Raw genomic sequence first — 19,125 nt, forward strand, 5'->3', positions numbered from 1 at the left:
ATGCCTTAATCCAGCATCAACACCTTGGCCAGAATGATCTTCGGCCCTTTCATCTTCTTGATGATGATCCGCAAGCCTTCGACTTCCAGCACTTCTTCCTCTTCGGGCACCCGTTTCAGGGTTTCGTAGATCAGCCCGGCGAGGGTTTCGGCTTCGATGTGGTCCAGATCGATGCCCAGCAGGCGCTCGACCTTGAACAGCGGCGTGTCGCCGCGCACCAGCAGCTTGCCCGGCTGATACGCGAGGATCCCGCGCTCAGCCTTGCGGTGTTCGTCCTGAATGTCGCCGACCAGTACTTCCAACACGTCTTCCATGGTCAGGTAGCCGATGATGTTGCCATCGGCTTCTTCGACCAGGGCGAAGTGCGAGCCGCCTTTGCGGAACTGTTCCAGCAACTGCGACAGCGGCATATGGCGCGAAACCCGCTCCAGTGGCCGGGTCAGTTCGGCGAGGTTGAACGACTCGGGAATGTGGTCCAGGGCCGCCAGTTCCAGCAGCAGATCCTTGATGTGCAGCAGGCCGACGAACTCCTGACGATCGCTGTCGTACACCGGATAACGGCTGAACTTGTGGCGACGGAACATCGCCAGAATTTCCTTCAGCGGCGCGTTGAACTCCAGCGTCACCAGGTCTTCCCGGGAATTAGCCCAGTCGACCACTTCCAGCTCGCCCATTTCCACCGCCGAGGCCAAAACGCGCATGCCTTGGTCGCTCGGGTCCTGGCCACGGCTGGAGTGCAGGATCAGCTTCAGTTCTTCACGGCTGTAATGGTGCTCGTGATGAGGGCCGGGTTCACCTTGGCCGGCGATCCGCAGGATCGTGTTGGCGCTGGCGTTGAGCAGGTAAATGGCCGGGTACATGGCCCAGTAGAACAGGTACAGCGGCACGGCGGTCCAGAGCGACAGCAGCTCGGGTTTGCGGATGGCCCAGGATTTGGGGGCCAGCTCACCGACCACGATGTGCAGGTACGAGATGACGAAGAACGCGGCGAAGAACGATACGCCTTTGATCACTTCGGCCGACTGCACCCCGACGGCTTCAAGGATCGGCTCGAGGATGTGCGCGAACGCCGGCTCACCGACCCAGCCAAGGCCGAGAGAGGCGAGGGTGATACCCAATTGGCAGGCCGACAGGTAAGCATCGAGCTGACTGTGAACGGTGCGCAGGATATGCCCGCGCCAGCCGTTTTTATCAGCGATGGCTTCGACCCGGGTCGAGCGCAATTTGACCATGGCAAATTCCGCCGCAACGAAAAAGCCGTTGAGCAAAACCAGGATCAGAGCAAAAAGAATCATGCCGAAATCGGCGAAGAGTGTCGCGAGGGTCAAGCCAGGGGAAGGGTCCATGATGGAGTTTTGCGGGTTCCGTGTATTCGAAAGGAAAGAAAAAAGTGCGCCTGAAGGGCAGGCACAAGTCAGCCAATGTAGCGGCTGACCAAGTGATTGACTAGGGGGCGTTCTCAATTAGTTTCCCTACCGCGCCGGGTCTGCTGTTGTGCAGGGCAAGGCGCGAGAAGCGTAGTTTGGTCATTCCAAATAAGCTTCGAGCAACGCAGCCCTGCACAACAGCAGGCCCGGCCCTTCGGGTTGTGCCTTAAAGCGGGCCAGGCTGCGTTGCAGGCCTTGGAAAGGGAACAACCATTCCCAGCGGCCTGCGCCTTGCCTGGCCCGCTTTAAGGCGACAACGCGGTGGGGAAACTAATTGAGAACGCCCCCTCGCGCGTGCCGGCCGGTATCAGTCGGTCGCGCTGATGACCCGGGATTTGGTGACTTGGGCCGGCGCAAAATGGCAGGTAAAGGTGCTGCCGTGGCCCGGCACGCTGCTGATTTCCATCCGCGCGCGGTGGCGCAGCAGCACGTGTTTAACGATCGCCAGCCCGAGCCCCGTGCCGCCGGTGTTGGAGTTGCGGCTGGAATCGACGCGGTAGAAGCGTTCGGTCAGGCGCGGCAGGTGTTTGCTGTCGATACCGATGCCGGAGTCCTGCACGCTCAAATGTGCGCCTTGCTCATCGCCCCACCAGCGAATGCGGATATTGCCTTCGGCCGGGGTGTATTTCACCGCGTTGAACACCAGATTGGAAAACGCGCTGCGCAACTCGGCTTCGCTGCCCTTGAGCAGAATCGTCGGGTCGGCTTCCAGGGTGATCTTCTGATTGCGCTGGGCGGACAGTTGCTGAGCGTCGCTCTTGATCGATTGCAGCAGACCATCGATGGCCACCGGCTGGTTGTCCGAGGGGTAATCGGTGGCTTCCAGTTTGGCCAACAGCAGCAAGTCGTTGAGCAGCGTCTGCATGCGTCCGCCTTGCTGCTGCATCTGTTGCAGGGCACGGGACCAGCGCGGGTTCACGTCCTCGACGTTGTCGAGCAGGGTTTCCAGGTAACCGCAGATCACCGTCAGCGGCGTACGCAGTTCATGGGAGACGTTGGCGATGAAGTCTTTGCGCATCTGCTCCAGTTGATGGATACGCGTCACGTCGCGCACCAGCATCAAGTGTTCGTTGTTGCCGTAGCGGGTGATGTACAGCTGAATGCGCAGGCGATCATTGATCGGTGACGGTATTTCCAGCGGCTCGGCGTAGCTGTTCTGCTCGAAGTATTCCTTGAAGCGCGGATGGCGGACGAGGTTGGTTACCGGTTGGCCGCTGTCTTGCGGGGTCTTGAGGCCGAGCAGGGTTTCGGCGGCGCGGTTCCACCATTCCAGGTTGCCGTCGCTGTCGAGCATGATCACTGCGTCTTTCAGCGCGGCTGTGGATTCCTGGACCCGGTCGATCACCGCTTGCAGGCGCCCGCGTACGCGTTGGTCGCGGCGTTGCAGGTGGTAGATGCTGTCGAACACTTCGCCCCACAGGCCATAGCCATCGGGCGGTGCTTCATCGGGTTTGTGCAGGCGCAGCCATTCGTGCAGACGCAGCAGTTGCTTGAGGGTCCAGGCCAGGTAAAGGCCCAGGCCCGCGGCGAGGCTCCAGCCGTAATAGCCGGTAATCAGGCCGATCACCAGGCAACCGGTCACCAGCAAAAGCATGTGGCGGATCAGGGTGCCATGCCAGTTTTGGTTCACTTGAACGCGCGTCCTTGTCAGCTTGTCGGGCGGGAAAGGTCCGGATCAGGCCTTGGTGGAGAACCGGTAGCCGGTGCCGCGCACGGTTTGTACCAGATTTTCGTAAGCATCACCGAGGGCTTTGCGCAGGCGGCGGATGTGCACGTCGACGGTGCGCTCTTCAACATAAACGTTGCCGCCCCAGACCTGGTCCAGCAACTGGCCACGGGTGTAGGCACGTTCCTGGTGGGTCATGAAGAATTGCAGCAGGCGGTATTCGGTCGGGCCCATCTCGGCGGGTTTGCCGTCGATGGTCACGCGGTGGCTGATCGGGTCCAGCAGTAGGCCGCCGACTTCGATCGGCGTCTCGCCATCGGTTGGCCCGGCACGGCGCAGCACGGCTTTCAGGCGCGCAACCAGCTCACGTGGGGAAAAAGGCTTGGTGATGTAGTCATCAGCGCCGACCTCCAGGCCCTGGATCTTGTTGTCCTCTTCGCCCTTGGCAGTGAGCATGATAATCGGGATGTCCCCGGTCAGCTCATCGCGCTTGAGGCGTCGGGCCAGCTCGATGCCGGACGTGCCGGGCAGCATCCAGTCGAGCAGGATCAGGTCCGGCTTGCGGTCGACGATGATGGCGTGGGCCTGCTGCGAGTTTTCAGCCTCCAGGCAGTCATAGCCGGCCATTTCCAACGCAACGGCGATCATTTCGCGAATGGGCGCTTCGTCGTCGACGATCAGAATGCTCCTGCCAACCATGCCTTTAATCCTCTTGTCATTTAACTGTCTTGCGCCGCATTAGATAACGGAATTATTGCAGTCGTGTGACAGTATTTTAGTCGCCCGGCGATTGTCATGATCCTGAACTAAGCTCTAAGTCCGAATCCTGACAACCACAAAGGAAGGTTTCCATGAAACACATTGCTCAAACCTGGAAGGCTCTGCTGGTCACGGCTGCGCTAACGCTGCCGACACTGGCCTTCGCCGCCGAGCCGGCGATGATGAAAGACGGGATGATGGTCGATCATAAGGGCATGACGGTGTACACATACGACAAGGACTCAGGCGGTAAGTCGATGTGCAACGGCGAGTGCGCTGAATACTGGCCGCCAATGATGGCGCCGGCGGGCGCCAAGCCCGAAGGCAAGTGGAGCACGATCAAGCGTGACGACGGTAAGATGCAGTGGGCCTATGACGGCAAGCCGCTTTACACGTTCATGAAGGACAAAAAACCGGGTGACATGGCAGGCGACAATATGAAAGAAGTCTGGCACATCATGCGCGAGCATAAATAAGCGATTCGCCTGCGCCGTAAACAGTTTGCAGCCTGCGGTCGCTCCATCCCCCTGTTGGAGCTGGCGCAGGCTGCGATCTTTTCCAACGGTCAATGCAGCGCGTAATCCAGCACGATCCCGACAAAAATCGCCAACCCGGCCCAATGGTTGTGCAGAAACGCCTTGAAGCAACGCATCCGGTCTTTACCGCGGGTGTACCAGAACTCCCACGCAAAACAGCCCGCCGCCGCCAGCAACCCGAGGTGGAACCAGCCGCCGAGTTCGAATTTCGACCCGGCCAGCAACAAGCAACCCAGCGCCAGCCCCTGCAGGATCAAAATGATCACCCGGTCTGCCTCGCCAAACAGAATCGCCGTGGATTTCACGCCGATCTTCAAATCGTCGTCGCGGTCGGTCATCGCGTAATAAGTGTCGTAGCCCACCGTCCACAGCAGGTTGGCGATCCACAGCAACCACGCCGCCGCCGGCAGTTCACCGGTTTCGGCAGTGAATGCCATTGGCATCCCCCAGGAGAACGCCGCGCCCAGCACCACTTGCGGGTAATAGGTGTAGCGCTTCATGAACGGGTAAGTGAAGGCCAGTGCCAAACCGCCGAACGAGAGCCAGACCGTTGCCGCATTGGTGCACAACACCAGCAGGAAACTCACGCCCATCAGCAGCGCGAAGAACACCAGTGCTTCTTTGGAACTGATCTTGCCGCTCACCAATGGCCGCTGTTCGGTGCGTTTCACGTGGCCGTCGACCTTGCGGTCCGCCCAATCGTTTATCACGCAGCCGCCGGCGCGGGTCAGCACAACGCCCAGGACGAAAATCACAATATTGGCCAGCGACGGCGACCCTTTACCAGCAATCCACAGCGCCCACAGCGTCGGCCACAGCAGCAGATAAATGCCGATCGGTTTGTCCATGCGGGTCAGTTGAATGAAATCCCAGGCCCGTGGGTTCAAGCGATTCAGGGACTTGAGCAGGCTCTGGTACATCAGCAATTCTCCGGATGGGCGCGGGTCGCGTTCCACAAGGTCGGCAAGAAAATTTCGGCCACCAGCACGCTCAAGGCGCCGCGGTCGAAACGCGAACGGCGGCCCCACAGTTCAGGTGCCCGGGACTCCATCGGCAGCCACTCCAGAGGATAGTGACAAACCTCGATGACGCGCCGTTGAAATGCCTGATCGCAAAACAGCAATTCGCCCAGGGAGCGGCTGCCCAATTCGTCCATGTGCAGACCATCGCCCTGCAACGCACTGCGCGCCGCCACGCTGCGGGCAAAAACCCAGGCTTCGCCGTGGCCGCGCAGATACACCTCGCGCACCCAGCCTTCGCTGCCTTCGGCCAGGTCCAGCGCGGCACATTCGTCGGCGCGCAGCGATTGCCAGCCTTCGAAGAGTGGCGTGACGCTGAAGCCGTCATTCGACAGACGGATCAGCCGTCGGGTCAAAGAGCCTTCGTCGAACAACCAGTCGAGGGTAGACGTGTCGGGGAGGGGCGTCAGTTGGCTTCGAGGGAGCCAAAGCGGGGTCACGGCGGGGGATTTTGAGTGCGGCACAGTGAGTCATTATTGGCAGCAAATGAGGCGGCGAGCTTACCATGTCAGCCTGCGATTTTGATTGATCCGGCCGGCCATTGCGTCGAACAGGCTTGCATCTGCCGGGCCCGATCAGTACAAAACGCGCTGAGCCGGACGGCAGCGCTCCAACCATCGACCGTTCGCGCCGGCAAAAGCCTGAATCTTGAGGATGTACGTGAATGAAAAAGTGGCAATGTGTGGTCTGCGGCCTGATTTATAACGAAGCCGACGGCTGGCCGGATGACGGCATTGCGCCCGGCACCCTGTGGCAAGACGTGCCGGAAGACTGGCTGTGCCCGGACTGCGGTGTAGGCAAGATGGATTTCGAAATGATCGAAATCAACTAAGACTTTTAGAGGAGTAAGGAATGAACGCACCTGTCGTGATCGTCGGCACCGGGCTGGCTGGCTACAACCTGGCTCGGGAGTTTCGCAAACTCGATGGCGAAACCCCGCTGCTGCTGATTACTGCTGATGACGGACGCTCCTACTCCAAGCCGATGCTCTCCACCGGCTTCGGCAAAAACAAAGACGCCGACGGCCTGAGCATGGCCGAACCCGGCACCATGGCTGAGCAATTGAAGGCCGAAGTGCGTACTCACACGCGCATCAGCGGCATCGATCCTGGTCACAAGCGCTTGTGGATCGGTGAGGAAGCGGTGTTTTACCGTGACCTGATCCTCGCCTGGGGCGCGGAAACCGTGCGAGTGCCGATCGAAGGCGATGCAGCTGACGCAGTCTTCCCGATCAACGACCTGGAAGACTACGCACGCTTTCGCGCAGCGGCAGCCGGCAAACGTCGGGTGCTGCTGCTCGGCGCCGGCCTGATTGGTTGCGAGTTCGCCAACGACCTGATCCTTGGCGGCTACGAGGTGCAACTGGTTGCACCGTGCGAGCAGGTCATGCCGACCCTGTTGCACCCGGCGGCGGCCGCTGCGGTCCAGGCCGGGCTGGAAAGCCTGGGCGCACGCTTTCACCTCGGGCCGGTGCTCAATCGCTTGCAGCGTGTTGAAGATGGACTGGAAGCGCATCTGTCCGATGGCCAGGTGATCCCTTGCGATGTGGTGGTGTCGGCCATTGGTCTGCGTCCGCGCATCGACCTGGCGGCTGCGGCCGGTGTGCAGGTCAATCGCGGCGTGGTGGTCGATCGCCACCTGAAAACCTCTCACGCCAATATCTATGCCTTGGGCGACTGCGCCGAAGTCGATGGGCTGAATCTGTTGTACGTCATGCCCCTCATGAGCTGTGCGAGAGCACTGGCTCAGACCCTCGCCGGAAACCCGACGGCGGTGAGTTATGGCCCGATGCCCATCACCGTTAAAACGCCGGTCTGCCCATTGGTGGTTTCACCGCCACCACGGGGTTTGGAGGGCGTCTGGACAGTCGAAGGGCAGGGCGCGGACATCAAGGTATTGTGCCGCGATGCCAGCGGCAAACTGCTGGGTTATGCCCTGACAGGCGCGGCGGTGATGGAAAAACTGGCCCTGAACAAAGAGCTTCCGGCACTGCTGGCGTAAATACCGGTCGTTCTGTCGGAATCACCCCTCTTTTGCCCTTACAAAGGTCGCGCCGAGACTGGCGCGGCTCTTCGCTGCGTGCCATCCTCACTCCCGTCTGCCGCAGAGTAGAGCACCTGCGGCGCTTTGGGCGCTGTTCCAACGAGAACAGCACGGACATAACAACAAAAAACCGTCAAAGGGGCTTCACTAATGCGTAAACCAGAACTCGCCGCTGCAATTGCTGAAAAAGCAGACCTCACCAAAGAGCAGGCCAACCGCGTTCTCAACGCCGTTCTCGAAGAAATCACCGGCGCTCTGCACCGCAAGGACAGCGTCACGCTGGTGGGCTTCGGTACCTTCCTGCAACGCCACCGCGGTGCCCGCACCGGCAAAAACCCGCAAACCGGTGAGCCCGTCAAAATCAAGGCCAGCAACACTGTTGCGTTCAAGCCAGGCAAATCGTTGAAAGACAGCGTTAATCCGTAACACGCACCGACTTCCCGCGTAGCGCGGGAGCGGGATAAAAAATGGGCACGCCAACGAGGTTGGGTGCCCATTTTTTTATGGGGTGAGGGTAATGCCAATCAGTTAAGCCAGGACGCGACCCGTGTAGCAGCTGGCGAAACCTGCGTTCGGCTGTTCATCCATAGGTAGCTAATACCAAGTGGGCAAACTCTTTCTTGCTTGGCTGAAGATCAGCGTGCTGCTCCAAGTGTGCGCGCCATGCAGATTCAAGCATGGGTCCATCAAGATCGCCGTCGGTAGCGATATAAGCAGCGGCATCGTCTTTCACTGCCTGAATGTAGAGTTTGGAGAAGCCATCCTTGATGTCGTTCGTTGTCGAAATAAACGGTCCGACCGTTGTGATGAGCAATCCGTATCCAGTGAATGACGAGGGGGTATAAGTAGGCTCAGCCCGAACAGAGTCGCTACCTACGAGAGTGATCATGGCTCCCCATAAGCTCCCGAAGGCCACAATCCATTTTTTGTTGCGTTGAGTAGTCATGATCTGGTTGAACTCCCTGTCTGTGGCCGCCCTAAGCGTGAGCGCGCTGCCATAAGCGACGTGCCGCACCGACTCAACATTGAGAGTGCTTGTGCAAACTACCGAAGCAGATAGGCACTTCAAGCCCTAGGAGACCAAACCGGACGCGTCCTACAAGTGTTCCGGAAACAGCGAAGATAATTGTGTTGTTTTTGTGCTGCCAGCTGTGTGCTGGGCACCCTGGTGAGAAAAACCCCGATGGGGAGGAGCACACCCATCGGGGTTGCTTACTACTTGGTGGGCTAACTGACTTTGCTTTGTTGTTTGGCGAAAATCGCCGCTATCTCGGGTTCATCCAGATGATCCAGCATTCGCTCCACCAACAAATGCACCCCGTCGGCCATGCGGCTAAGCGCCAGGGCTACGGAACGGCGGGAGCCGTCCACATCATCGGCGAGGTTGGCGGCGATGGCGCTGATGGACAGCAAATCTTCGGAGGCATTGGCGAGAAGGGTTTCAGGGTTGATACCTGGGCAGACGCTGAAGAGTTGGCCGTTGCGTTTCGGTGGTTTGGGGTCGGCTGGCGGGAAGTGATGATCGAGGGCGCGCTCGGCGGCTTCGTTGAGTTTGTTTGAGTCGGGGCTTTCGTAGGGAGAGACCGGATCGGTGTCGGGTGGGTTGGGTGTGACCTTGAACATGATCTTCAATTCCTTGAATGATGCTGACAACACTTCGCCGACTAAACGAAGGGGTGGCAGCTGTACGCAGGTTAGTCGGACCGGGGAATTGAAGAAGCCGGCGCACCCGAAGGTGCCCTACGCACAGCCACCATCAAATGCAGGTAGGAAATACCTGTCTGACAGAAGCTTGTGCATCTTCAATTACCAGCGAGCGACTAAACCCGATCACTGATGGGCAGTGACAGGAACCAAGTTACCGACCGCCCCCAAGGCGCACAAGCCGGCGGATTCTGGCGTAGCCGTAGGCAACGACGCAAGGAGTTGTAGCTTTCACGACGTTACCTACAAGGCTTTTAAACAAGCATGGTCAAGCGGTGTTTAACCATCGAAAATCTTGGCGCTCCCTACCAACTTCCATAGGGAATGCCGAATTTGTCGATGTAGGCTTTGGACTCCTCTGAAAGCGGCCGATGTTTTCCATTGGACGTGCCCCCGTAAGGACCTTTGGGACTGATCGTGCCTTGGACTCGGGTGACTTCGGTCGATTTAAGACAAGGCCCTCCCAACCACGCCTTGGCGATTCCTCCTGGCGCCAGGCCGATAGTCAAAAACTTTCGGTAATCGGTTTTCCATTTGCCTACCGCACCGCAATAAGCTGTTTCACCCTTGAGCATGGTGTCCCGCGCAGATTCAGGGATCTCGATGTAGGCCCCGTAGGTCTGCGGTTCTGCCATGGACTGCCAACGTACATAGACCAAACGAGGCAGGTCAGCCCCGGTGACATATCTACCTTTTCCTCCAGGATCTTCTCGCCATCCAGCTGGTTTGCCTCTGAACTCGGACGGTACGCCTTTGCTCATTGCGCGTGGATACCCCATAGCCGGTATACCGCTGCCCGCGCGAAGGAACACGCGCTCATTGATATCAACGACACTGGCCGTTTCGATCCAGACTTCCATATAGTCAGGCGAAAAAAAATCAAGGCTCCACGCGTCATAAGGTAGTGATCTACTCTCGACAGAGGCACATCCTCCCAACAACACAAAAAGCAGTGCAAAGCCGGACTTAAGCAAGGGTGAGCACCTATGCATTGGGATGCACCACGCGCTTATAGTTTTCGGCAGGTCGATTAATAAACACGACGTTCAGATCGCTATTGTTCCAGCCTTTGGCAGCATTCCAGTTCGCAGACAGATGGATATAGCGGCGGTAGAGCAGCTCCTCTTCGTCGAGGCTCAGGCTCGTGCGGCGAGTGTCACCTAACGCATAAGCCATCAGTTTTTTGGCAATCGGTTTCAGCTCTGTCGGTAATGCGTACGTTTGATCCTCTTCGTCAATAACCTTGAGCGGGACGTCGTGCCTGGCCCCCAACTCGCGCATGATTCGCAGGTAAACCAACGCCAGATCGTTGCGGACAGTCCGCTCGCTGTGGACCGCGGCATAAGCATTTTTCGATTTGGATCTGTCGCCTTTTGCGTTGCCAGTCATCTCCACCGCCCAGGTTTTCACCTCCAGTGTTAGCCCATACAGATCGAGTTGATCCTGAAGGCGACCTAGCTCTTGCTCAGCCCAACGATAGGCGGTTGACGCTGTGGAAGGCACGTGAAGTTCCATATCGCGGCTGCAGCGCGGCTTGCTAAGCAGAACTCGTTCAATGACATTTGGTATATAACCTCCACCCAAGTCGGAGTGGACGCCGGGCAGCTTGATATCAGCAGCGCCGGCGCTATTGAGTGAGAAGTTATGGCGACGCTCATCCCGCGCCACCAAATGCACAACCTTTTTTGCCACATCGGGCGCCAGATACAAGTTCACACCGGGGTTGTTGGCGTCGTGGACGCTAAAGTCACCGTCAGCCATGCTGCCTATTGCGGCAGCGGTGTCGAAAATGCCGATAAAGTTGATGGAGACATCGGTGTTGGTGCGCCAGGAAAAGTCCTCGGTAAATAACGTCGCATTGCCTGGAAGCAGCGCTGCCAATGGACTCTTCTCTCCTTTCTGGACTTCATTGGCAAAATGCCGCGCAGCGGCGGCACCGCGACTGAAACCGAAGATATCGAACTCGACACGTTCAACCTTTCGATCAGGATTAGATCGCTTGAACCGCTCAACCCTTTCGAGAATACGCGCTGGACTCTGCGCAACCCGTGCTAATACACCGTGTGCACCTACGCCGGTTGCCAATGAAAAAGGTGAATCTTCTTCACCACTGCTGGTGCCAATTCCATCCAGATAAATTGGGATGTACCCAATGGTTTCTTCAATAGCCAATAACCGCTTACTGTCATCGCTATACAAGTCATGCAGCTTCGCCACATTACTCGTGTCATTCCCATAACTGCTGTCCGGCGTGTTCCCCTGAACGTCATACCCATGCGCCTGACAAAACTGCCGAATATCCTCAGCCTCCTCCAGCAGATTCACATCCCGCGCATAACACCCGGTAACCATTTCACTGTTGGATCGGTTATTCCCGGTGCCATCAAAAAACACCCCAATCCGCAAAGTAATCCCTTCCTCTTCGACTTCTTCCTCCTCTTCCTCCAGCTCATCCGATTCATTCTCTTCCGATGCCGAATGCTCAGGCGCGACGGACACCAACAAGCCCGCCGCAGCCCCCTGAAGCAATGTATGTGCGGCCGTGCCCGGCTTCGGAGAACCGCCGACCTCAATCGCGCTACTACTGAAAATACCGTCGGTGTTGAGCACGATGTGCTGATCGCCGACCTTAATGGAAAGGCTCTCACCCGCATCTATCACAAGGTGTGCGCCGGCCTTGATGTGCAGGTGCTCACCGGCTTCGATAACCAGCGTTTCATCGGCTCTTGTGTGGCAGTCGCCAGCGACATGCAGGTAGTCGTTGCCGCTTACCTGAATTTTTCGATCCGACGTGATAGTGAGGTGCTCTTCAGATCCCAGCACCGTAATACGGTCGCCTTTGATCGTGACTCGACTCTCATTACCCACCTCAATCCGGCTGTCGTTTCCAACCTTCTGCTCCATATCCCGCTGAGCACGCAGATGGATCAACTCATCGCCAGCGCGATCGTCCATCGACAATTCGTTGTAGCCACCCGTAGTGGGGGAGCTGTGGGTACGAAGTACGGTTTTGGTTTTGTTTTCGGGCAATGGGTAGGCCGGCGGCGTGACCTTGTTGATCAGGCAGCCGGTTATCAACGGATTATCGGGATTGCCTTCGAGGTAGGTGACGATGGCTTCCATGCCGATACGCGGAATGGTCACCGCGCCGAATTGATCCCCCGCCCAACTGGACGCCACCCGTAGCCAGCAACTGCTGTTTTCATTGCTGCGTTCAGACCGGTCCCAGTGAAATTTGACTTTGACGCGTCCGTATTCGTCGCAGTAAATCTCTTCGCCGACAGGTCCGGTGACGCGAGCGGTCTGGCAATTCAGCATGGGTCTAGGTGCAGGCATCGGAGGCCGGTAAAAAACGTCCCAGGGAATGGCGCTGAAGCTGTTGCGGTAGCCCTGGGTAAAGCCGTTCTCAGGTTCGGTCGCGCTGGTGATTGACTCCTGGAGCACCTGAGGTTGCTTGCCGGTGTGAGTAACACTAAGTAGCAGCCAGAGATCGTTGTGCGTTTCGTGTGGGGAGTTAGTCAGGCTGAAAAAGTGGCCGCTGCGCAGCGTTGGCTGGTCGCTTTTGCCTTCCGCCAACTGATAATCGACTCGGTGCCGTTCCAGTGCCTGCCGGGCCAGCTGTTTGCCGCGCTTTTCGCTCTCCAATGGCAGCGGGTAGCTATAGTCTTCCAGCTCGGGACTGAACTCAGCGGTAAAGCGACTTTCCAGCAACGCATTCGGGCGTTTCAGGTCGTAGTCACGGCGGGTTACCACGCTGGGGCGGGTTTTGAAACCCATGGAAAACTGGCTGACGACCGGATGCTCCGCCACCATGCCGGAGTCTTGCTGATACGGCGTTTCGCCCAGTTTTGGGAAGAATGTCTGGTCATCGGTGAACACCAGCACATGGCCTTGCAAGGAATGCTGGTGATGCCACGTAATGCCTTCCTCGGCGCAGAGCCGCTGGACGAACTCCAAATCATTTTCCCGGTATTGAGTGCAGTATTCGCGCGGGGGACTTGCTTTGATGTGGAAGGTAAATGCATCGGCCTGAATGCCGTGCCCCTTGAAGACCTGAGCGATGATTTGCGGCACCGTCTGACCCTGGAAAATTCGCTGATCCTGGCTGAACTGCAGGTAATGCAGCGCCGGGGCAAGGTTTACTCGATAGCGGGTCAGGCGTTTACCAGCATCACCCGCGGACACGCTTACGATGTGACCGTGAATACCTTCGCCGTTAAGTCCGAATTGCAAATAGGCAGGTTGGTCAAGCAGGCTTTCCAGATCGATATCCGGGTATTCGCTGACCAGATCGACGCTGATTGAGTACAGCGCGCTGATGGTTTCAGTGCCTTCAAAGGCCAGCACCTTAAAATCGTTGCGAACCGTCGGGATTACGAGGGTGAATTGAGGGGCATTAGCGGGTGCGAACATGCGCTTGTCCTTTTGCTTTTTTAGCTCGTCCTTAAGCTGAGAGAGAGAACAAATCGCGATGTCCGAGTCGTGCCTGGCCCGAACAGGTCGCCAAAAATGCCTTGCACGCTAACAAGGCATCCAAAGTATTGATGTAGGAGGGATCTTGAAGCCCGGTATGAAATTTCCGCGATACCGAAAGTTCCATTTTGGAACTTTGCTTGAAATATAAAGTGCTATCAAAATGATGGCACTTTTCTTATTGACGGTTGTCACTCATCGCCTAATTCATAGATATCGGTAACATTTCGGAATGCTCCTACATTCATCATTTTGAATTTTTGGCATGCTTCGCGCCTGCCTCAGGGGCGAATCGTCAGATGAATATGGCATTTATTAAGGTGGAGGGGCTGATGGCTCTATCTCGATGGTTTCAGGCCGGTTGGTCGCAGAATGAACAATTAAACCAATCTCAGGGATTCCCCTGCTACATATAGGGACATCTCCTACGAGATAAAAACACACTTCGTCTTGTTGTTTAATCAGATGCTTGCTAGTGGCCATCATTGTGATTACGATGCGCCCACTTTGTAAGAGCACGATCTCAATTGGATGAGACTCATCGCAGCTCTTTGATTCTGTCTCGCGTCGTTGGAAATCCAATAGACGTATGACTGTAATCCTAATTAAAGGCCATGGATGTCCTACTCAAGCAAACTTTCTGCTCATTACCTTGACCTCGCAAAAGCCTCTGTTTCCAAAGAGAATTTCGCGGGCGAGGATGTTCGCTTTTCGAGCGAATATGAAGCATTGGAAAGCGAGCTGGCCAAAGCCTCGTCCATGCACGAAAGCGGTCAGATCGACTGGCTGAAAATCCGTGAAAACAGTGAAAACCTGCTGCGCACCCAGTCCAAGGACTTGCGGGTTGGCGCCTGGCTGACCTGGGCCCTGTACCAGCGCGAATCCTTTCAAGGGCTGCTGGCCGGCCTCGGTTTGCTGCACTACCTTTGCGAAAGCCACTGGGCTGAAGTCCACCCGAACAAGGCCCGCACCCGCTCCGCTGCCATCAGTTGGTTGGTGCCGCGTCTTGAGCAGGTGCTGACCGAAAACGTCGCGATCAAAGAGCAGTTGCCGATGTTCCGGCGGCTGGTCGAACACCTTGAAGGCCTCGATGCCGCTTGCACCGAGCACTTGGGCGACGATGCGCCGTTGTTGCTGCCGATCTCCCGCCGCTTGAAAAACATGGTTCAGCGCGCCGCCGACAACCAGCCCGAACCGGGTGTAGTGGGGGCCGCGGTGGCTCAGGTCAAGCAGGCCGCCACGCAGCTGTTCACCCCCGGCGCGCCAATCGACAACGAGAAAGAAGCCCACAAGGCCCTGCGCGCCCAGCAGGAAAGCGCGCGGCCGTTGTGTGCCTGGTGGCTCAAGCAGAAAGCCACCGACCTGCGCGCCTTGCGCCTCAATCGCACACTGTTGTGGCTGCCCATCGATGCGGTGCCCGAGCGCAACGCCGAGCAAATCACCGTTCTGCGCGGCTTGCCGGCCGACAAGCTCAAGACCTACCAGGACCGTTACGACCAGGCCAAGTACGCTGACCTGCTGGTGGAACTGGAGGCGAGCCTGGCGAAGGCGCCGTTCTGGTTCGATGGCCAGCGAATGGTTTGGGAGTGCCTCCAGGGGCTCAACGCCGAGATGGCTATGCGCGAAGTGGAAATCCACTTCGCGCTTTTGATTCAGCGCCTGCCCGGCATCATCGAATTGCGTTTCCATGACGGCGCCCCGTTTGCCGATCCGGCCACCCGCGCCTGGGTCAGCGCCCACGTCATGCCGCACCTGCAAAGCGCCAGCGCGCCGCGCAAGGTCGAAGTCGCCGACACCCAGCCAGCCTGGGAGGTGGCCCTGGTAGAGGTCCTGCCGATCCTGCGCAAGGACGGCCTCAAGGCCGCCGTGCAGATCCTCAAGCAAGGCCTGCAAAGCGCCCAAGGCGGACGCGCCCGGTTCTTCTGGCAGTTCGCCCTCGCGCGGCTGTGCTTCATGGCCAAGAAATACGAACTGGCCAAGACCCAACTCGAAACCCTAGACCAAACATTACAGGACTCAGGCCTGAACGCCTGGGAGCCCGATCTTGCGCTGGAAGTGCTGCATTTACTGCATAGCTGCTGCGAGTTGTTGCCGCAGAACCATGCCGTACGTGAACGCAAGGAAGAGATTTATCGCAGGCTGTGCCACCTCGATCTCGAAGTGGTACTCGAATAGGCCCCAGGGCCACAACCGCAAGGAGAATAGCCATGGCCAAAGAAGGCTCGGTAGCCCCCAAGGAACGCATCAACGTCACTTTCAAACCTGCCACCGGTGGTGCTCAGGAAGAGATTGAACTGCCGTTGAAACTACTGGCAATCGGTGACTACACCCACCGCAAGGACGAACGTAAAGTCGAAGATCGCAAGCCGATCAGCATCGACAAGATGACCTTCGACGAAGTGCTGGCCAAGCAAGAGCTGACCCTGACGTTGAACGTGCCGAACCGCCTTCAGGAAGAGGGCAGCACTGAAGAGCTGGGCGTGCAACTGCGCGTCAACTCGATGAAGGACTTCAACCCGGCCAGCCTGGTCGAGCAAGTACCTGAGCTGAAAAAACTGATGGAACTGCGCGACGCGCTGGTGGCCCTCAAAGGCCCGCTGGGTAACGCGCCTGCGTTCCGCAAAGCCATCGAAGGCGTTCTCGCCGACGACGAATCCCGCGGTCGCGTATTGGGTGAGCTGGGCTTGAACGCCGCCGCCCAGGACGCCTGAGTCTCCATCAGCCAAGGAAGCCAACACAATGAGCACTAGCGCAGCACAGCAAAAGAGCAATGAGAACGGCGAATACAGCATTCTCGACAGCATCATCGCCGAAACTCGCCTGACGCCGGACGACGAAGCCTACGACATCGCCAAGCGCGGTGTATCGGCCTTCATCGAAGAGCTGCTCAAGCCGCAGAACAGCGGTGAGCCGGTCAAGAAAGCCATGGTTGACCGCATGATCGCCGAGATCGATGCCAAGCTCAGCCGCCAGATGGACGAAATCCTGCACCACCCGTCCTTCCAGTCCCTGGAATCGTCGTGGCGCGGCCTGCAGTTGCTGGTCGACCGCACCAACTTCCGCGAAAACATCAAGATTGAAATCCTCAACGTCTCCAAAGACGACCTGCTGGACGATTTCGAAGATTCGCCGGAAGTGATGCAGTCTGGTCTGTACAAGCACATCTACACCGCTGAATACGGTCAGTTCGGTGGTCAGCCGGTGGGCGCGATCATCGCCAACTACTTCATGTCCCCAAGCTCGCCGGACGTGAAACTGATGCAGTACGTGTCCAGCGTTGCCTGCATGTCCCACGCGCCGTTCATCGCCGCGGCCGGCCCGAAATTCTTCGGCCTGGAAAGCTTCACCGGTCTGCCGGACCTGAAGGATCTGAAAGATCACTTCGAAGGCCCGCAATTCGCCAAATGGCAGAGCTTCCGCCAGTCGGAAGACTCCCGTTACGTTGGCCTGACCGTGCCGCGTTTCCTGCTGCGTAACCCGTACGACCCGGAAGAAAACCCGGTCAAATCGTTCGTGTACAAAGAAACCGTCGCCAACAGCCACGAGCATTACCTGTGGGGCAACACCGCCTACGCGTTCGGCACCAAGCTGACCGACAGCTTCGCCAAATTCCGCTGGTGCCCGAACATCATCGGCCCGCAGAGCGGTGGTGCGGTTGAAGACTTGCCGTTGCACCACTTCGAAAGCATGGGCGAAATCGAAACCAAGATTCCTACCGAGGTTCTGGTTAGCGACCGTCGTGAATACGAACTGGCCGAGGAAGGCTTCATCTCCCTGACCATGCGTAAAGGCTCCGACAACGCGGCGTTCTTCTCCGCCAGCTCGGTGCAGAAGCCGAAGTTCTTCGGCATCAGCGCAGAAGGCAAAGCAGCAGAGCTGAACTACAAGCTCGGCACCCAACTGCCGTACATGATGATCGTCAACCGCCTGGCTCACTACTTGAAAGTGCTGCAGCGCGAGCAACTCGGTTCGTGGAAAGAACGTACCGACCTTGAACTGGAACTCAACAAGTGGATTCGCCAGTACGTGGCCGACCAGGAAAACCCAAGCGCCGAAGTGCGTGGCCGTCGTCCACTGCGCGCTGCCCAGATCATCGTCAGCGATGTTGAAGGCGAGCCTGGCTGGTACCGCGTCAGCCTGAACGTGCGCCCGCACTTCAAGTACATGGGTGCCGATTTCACCCTGTCGCTGGTTGGCAAGCTGGACAAAGAGTAAACGGAGCTCACTCATGACTGGATACGGCAGCCTTTTCGAACGCCTGGGTGGCGACGCGGACAAACGCGTCGGCTGGAGCCGTGAGGTCTCCGCCATGGCGTCCGTGGCTGCCCATCTGGCCAAGATGCTCAGCACCCGTGCGGGCAGCGTGCAAACGCTGTCCGATTACGGGCTACCCGATCTCAATGACATGCGTCTGAGCCTGCACGACTCCCTGAGTCAGGCCCGTTTGGCCATCGAAAATTTCATCGAAGCCTACGAGCCACGCCTGAGCAATGTGCGTGTCATTTCCCTGCCGCGTGACCACGATCAGCTTCGCCTGTCCTTCAGCATCGAAGGCTTGCTGGAAGTTGATGGTTTCAAGCGTCAGGTCAGTTTCGCCGCGCGCCTGGATGGCAGCGGTCAAGTGAAGGTCAACTAAGGAGATTCGTATGTCCGGCAAACCAGCAGCACGTGTCACCGACCCTACCGCTTGCCCGCTCCCCGGTCACGGCACCAACCCGATCGCCGCCGGTTCCGGCGACGTGTTCTTCGACGGCCTCGCGGCCGCCCGCCAAGGCGATGCCTCGGCGTGTGGTGGTGCGATGGTCGGCGGGTTGTCGGGGACCGTTTTGATTAACGGCAAACCTGCCGCCACCGTGGACTCGGTGGGGACTCATGGCAACAAGGTTACGGCCGGGTCCGGGACCGTGATCATTGGGTAATTGGCATTTGGCAGCGTATTCCTGCCCATGAAACCTGCGCGCAGGGAGGTATCGAAGTGATCCCGCAGCCATGGCTCGATTACTTCGAGTTTTATGAAGAGCTGAACAGCGCCCCTCCATCGGTGGCCAATCATGCTTAGCAGAGGGCGACGGAGTTTCCTCATGGTTGCCTTGTGGTGGCCATTGCCCGCGTTGTTGGCGATTTTTTTCAGTGGCCTGTGGGCTGGCGAGTATTCAAAGCTGGATTCCACCCATTCCGAGTGGCTGTACCTGCTGTGGTGGGGCATCCCTGGGTACGGTGCGTTTTCGCTGTGGATGACCCGGGCGGTCAAGGGTCGAGATGAGCAACAAGCGCTGCTAATGGTTTGGCTGGCACCTTTGAAGTTCATCCCTTTTTACGCCGTGCCATGGGTGATTTATGGCTTGAGCCGTGCGTTCGCCGAGCAGTCTGATGGGTTTTTCATGACGTTCGGCTGGGTCTTGGTTTTGCCTTACCTGCTGATCGCCGGCTACGTCTGTGCCGGTCTGACGGTTGCGCTCTACAGGACGTTTTATTCATGAGATTCAACACCAGGCAGG

18 protein-coding genes and 1 pseudogene are annotated in these 19,125 nt (G+C 57.9%); 10 read left to right on the top strand and 9 right to left on the bottom strand.

The features are described 5' to 3' along the window. Nucleotides 1-5: 5 nt before the first annotated feature. The 3 genes from PMI27_RS13420 to phoB all read right to left on the bottom strand — a co-directional run bounded on the left by PMI27_RS13420 (nt 6) and on the right by phoB (nt 3,792). Entirely contained in the window at nt 6-1,346 is a 1,341-nt protein-coding gene (locus PMI27_RS13420) for a hemolysin family protein (protein WP_008150061.1), read from the bottom strand. 388 nt (nt 1,347-1,734) lie between these two features. After that, nucleotides 1,735-3,057, bottom strand: coding sequence for a phosphate regulon sensor histidine kinase PhoR (gene phoR / locus PMI27_RS13415; protein ID WP_008150063.1), 1,323 nt, complete (start codon nt 3,055-3,057; stop codon nt 1,735-1,737). Nucleotides 3,058-3,102: 45 nt separating this feature from the next. Then, complete coding sequence (gene phoB / locus PMI27_RS13410; protein WP_008150066.1) at nt 3,103-3,792, bottom strand: phosphate regulon transcriptional regulator PhoB; 690 nt, start codon at nt 3,790-3,792, stop codon at nt 3,103-3,105. A 152-nt stretch (nt 3,793-3,944) separates the two neighbouring features. Between phoB and PMI27_RS13405 the strand changes: the two genes are divergently transcribed. After that, nucleotides 3,945-4,328, top strand: a complete 384-nt coding sequence (locus tag PMI27_RS13405) for a COG4315 family predicted lipoprotein (protein WP_008150067.1) — start codon at nt 3,945-3,947, stop codon at nt 4,326-4,328. Nucleotides 4,329-4,417: 89 nt separating this feature from the next. On the opposite strand, the gene ubiA is transcribed toward PMI27_RS13405, so the two are convergent. Next, nucleotides 4,418-5,308, bottom strand: a complete 891-nt coding sequence (gene ubiA / locus PMI27_RS13400) for a 4-hydroxybenzoate octaprenyltransferase (RefSeq protein WP_008150069.1) — start codon at nt 5,306-5,308, stop codon at nt 4,418-4,420. Continuing rightward, nucleotides 5,308-5,871, bottom strand: a complete 564-nt coding sequence (locus PMI27_RS13395; RefSeq protein ID WP_033053378.1) for a chorismate--pyruvate lyase family protein — start codon at nt 5,869-5,871, stop codon at nt 5,308-5,310. Before PMI27_RS13395 ends, ubiA begins: the two co-directional genes overlap by 1 nt. 200 nt (nt 5,872-6,071) lie before the next feature. Here PMI27_RS13395 and PMI27_RS13390 point away from each other — a divergent pair, with 200 nt between their 5' ends. From PMI27_RS13390 to PMI27_RS13380, 3 genes are all read left to right on the top strand, one after another. Further along, nucleotides 6,072-6,239 (top strand): rubredoxin, encoded by a 168-nt coding sequence (locus tag PMI27_RS13390; RefSeq protein ID WP_007954349.1) that lies wholly within the window; start codon nt 6,072-6,074, stop codon nt 6,237-6,239. Nucleotides 6,240-6,259: 20 nt separating this feature from the next. Next, on the top strand, nt 6,260-7,408 hold the full coding sequence (locus tag PMI27_RS13385; protein ID WP_008150072.1) for an NAD(P)/FAD-dependent oxidoreductase: 1,149 nt from the start codon (nt 6,260-6,262) through the stop codon (nt 7,406-7,408). Between the two features lie 192 nt (nt 7,409-7,600). Then, nucleotides 7,601-7,876 carry an HU family DNA-binding protein gene (locus tag PMI27_RS13380; protein WP_003213368.1) on the top strand — a complete coding sequence of 92 codons (276 nt, stop codon included), beginning with the start codon at nt 7,601-7,603 and terminating at the stop codon, nt 7,874-7,876. Nucleotides 7,877-8,030: 154 nt separating this feature from the next. Here the strand turns inward: PMI27_RS13380 and PMI27_RS0229495 are convergent, their stop codons facing one another. The 4 genes from PMI27_RS0229495 to tssI all read right to left on the bottom strand — a co-directional run bounded on the left by PMI27_RS0229495 (nt 8,031) and on the right by tssI (nt 13,567). Next, nucleotides 8,031-8,396 (bottom strand): DUF2388 domain-containing protein, encoded by a 366-nt coding sequence (locus tag PMI27_RS0229495; RefSeq protein ID WP_081757425.1) that lies wholly within the window; start codon nt 8,394-8,396, stop codon nt 8,031-8,033. Between the two features lie 281 nt (nt 8,397-8,677). Then, nucleotides 8,678-9,073: a DUF6124 family protein gene (locus PMI27_RS13375; protein WP_008150074.1), complete on the bottom strand. Its 396-nt coding sequence runs from the start codon at nt 9,071-9,073 to the stop codon at nt 8,678-8,680. A gap of 386 nt (nt 9,074-9,459) precedes the next feature. Further along, the gene (locus PMI27_RS13370) at nt 9,460-10,146 is read right to left on the bottom strand and encodes a DUF2931 family protein (protein WP_008150075.1); all 687 of its coding nucleotides are present in this window, start codon (nt 10,144-10,146) and stop codon (nt 9,460-9,462) included. Continuing rightward, entirely contained in the window at nt 10,139-13,567 is a 3,429-nt protein-coding gene (gene tssI / locus PMI27_RS13365) for a type VI secretion system tip protein TssI/VgrG (RefSeq protein WP_008150076.1), read from the bottom strand. Before tssI ends, PMI27_RS13370 begins: the two co-directional genes overlap by 8 nt. Before the next feature lie 678 nt (nt 13,568-14,245). Here tssI and tssA point away from each other — a divergent pair. The 6 genes and pseudogenes from tssA to PMI27_RS13335 all read left to right on the top strand — a co-directional run bounded on the left by tssA (nt 14,246) and on the right by PMI27_RS13335 (nt 19,107). Further along, entirely contained in the window at nt 14,246-15,802 is a 1,557-nt protein-coding gene (tssA, locus tag PMI27_RS13360; RefSeq protein WP_008150077.1) for a type VI secretion system protein TssA, read from the top strand. A 32-nt stretch (nt 15,803-15,834) separates the two neighbouring features. Further along, complete coding sequence (tssB, locus tag PMI27_RS13355; RefSeq protein ID WP_008150078.1) at nt 15,835-16,338, top strand: type VI secretion system contractile sheath small subunit; 504 nt, start codon at nt 15,835-15,837, stop codon at nt 16,336-16,338. Between the two features lie 28 nt (nt 16,339-16,366). Then, nucleotides 16,367-17,842 (top strand): type VI secretion system contractile sheath large subunit, encoded by a 1,476-nt coding sequence (gene tssC / locus PMI27_RS13350; protein ID WP_008150079.1) that lies wholly within the window; start codon nt 16,367-16,369, stop codon nt 17,840-17,842. 13 nt (nt 17,843-17,855) lie between these two features. After that, nucleotides 17,856-18,263, top strand: a complete 408-nt coding sequence (tssE, locus tag PMI27_RS13345; RefSeq protein ID WP_008150080.1) for a type VI secretion system baseplate subunit TssE — start codon at nt 17,856-17,858, stop codon at nt 18,261-18,263. A gap of 10 nt (nt 18,264-18,273) precedes the next feature. After that, nucleotides 18,274-18,543, top strand: a pseudogene (locus PMI27_RS13340) (PAAR domain-containing protein); the annotation flags it as partial. Between the two features lie 165 nt (nt 18,544-18,708). Beyond that, entirely contained in the window at nt 18,709-19,107 is a 399-nt protein-coding gene (locus PMI27_RS13335) for a hypothetical protein (RefSeq protein WP_008150082.1), read from the top strand. The last annotated feature ends 18 nt before the right edge of the window (nt 19,108-19,125 follow it).

Source organism: Pseudomonas sp. GM41(2012), from assembly GCF_000282315.2.
Lineage (GTDB): Bacteria > Pseudomonadota > Gammaproteobacteria > Pseudomonadales > Pseudomonadaceae > Aquipseudomonas.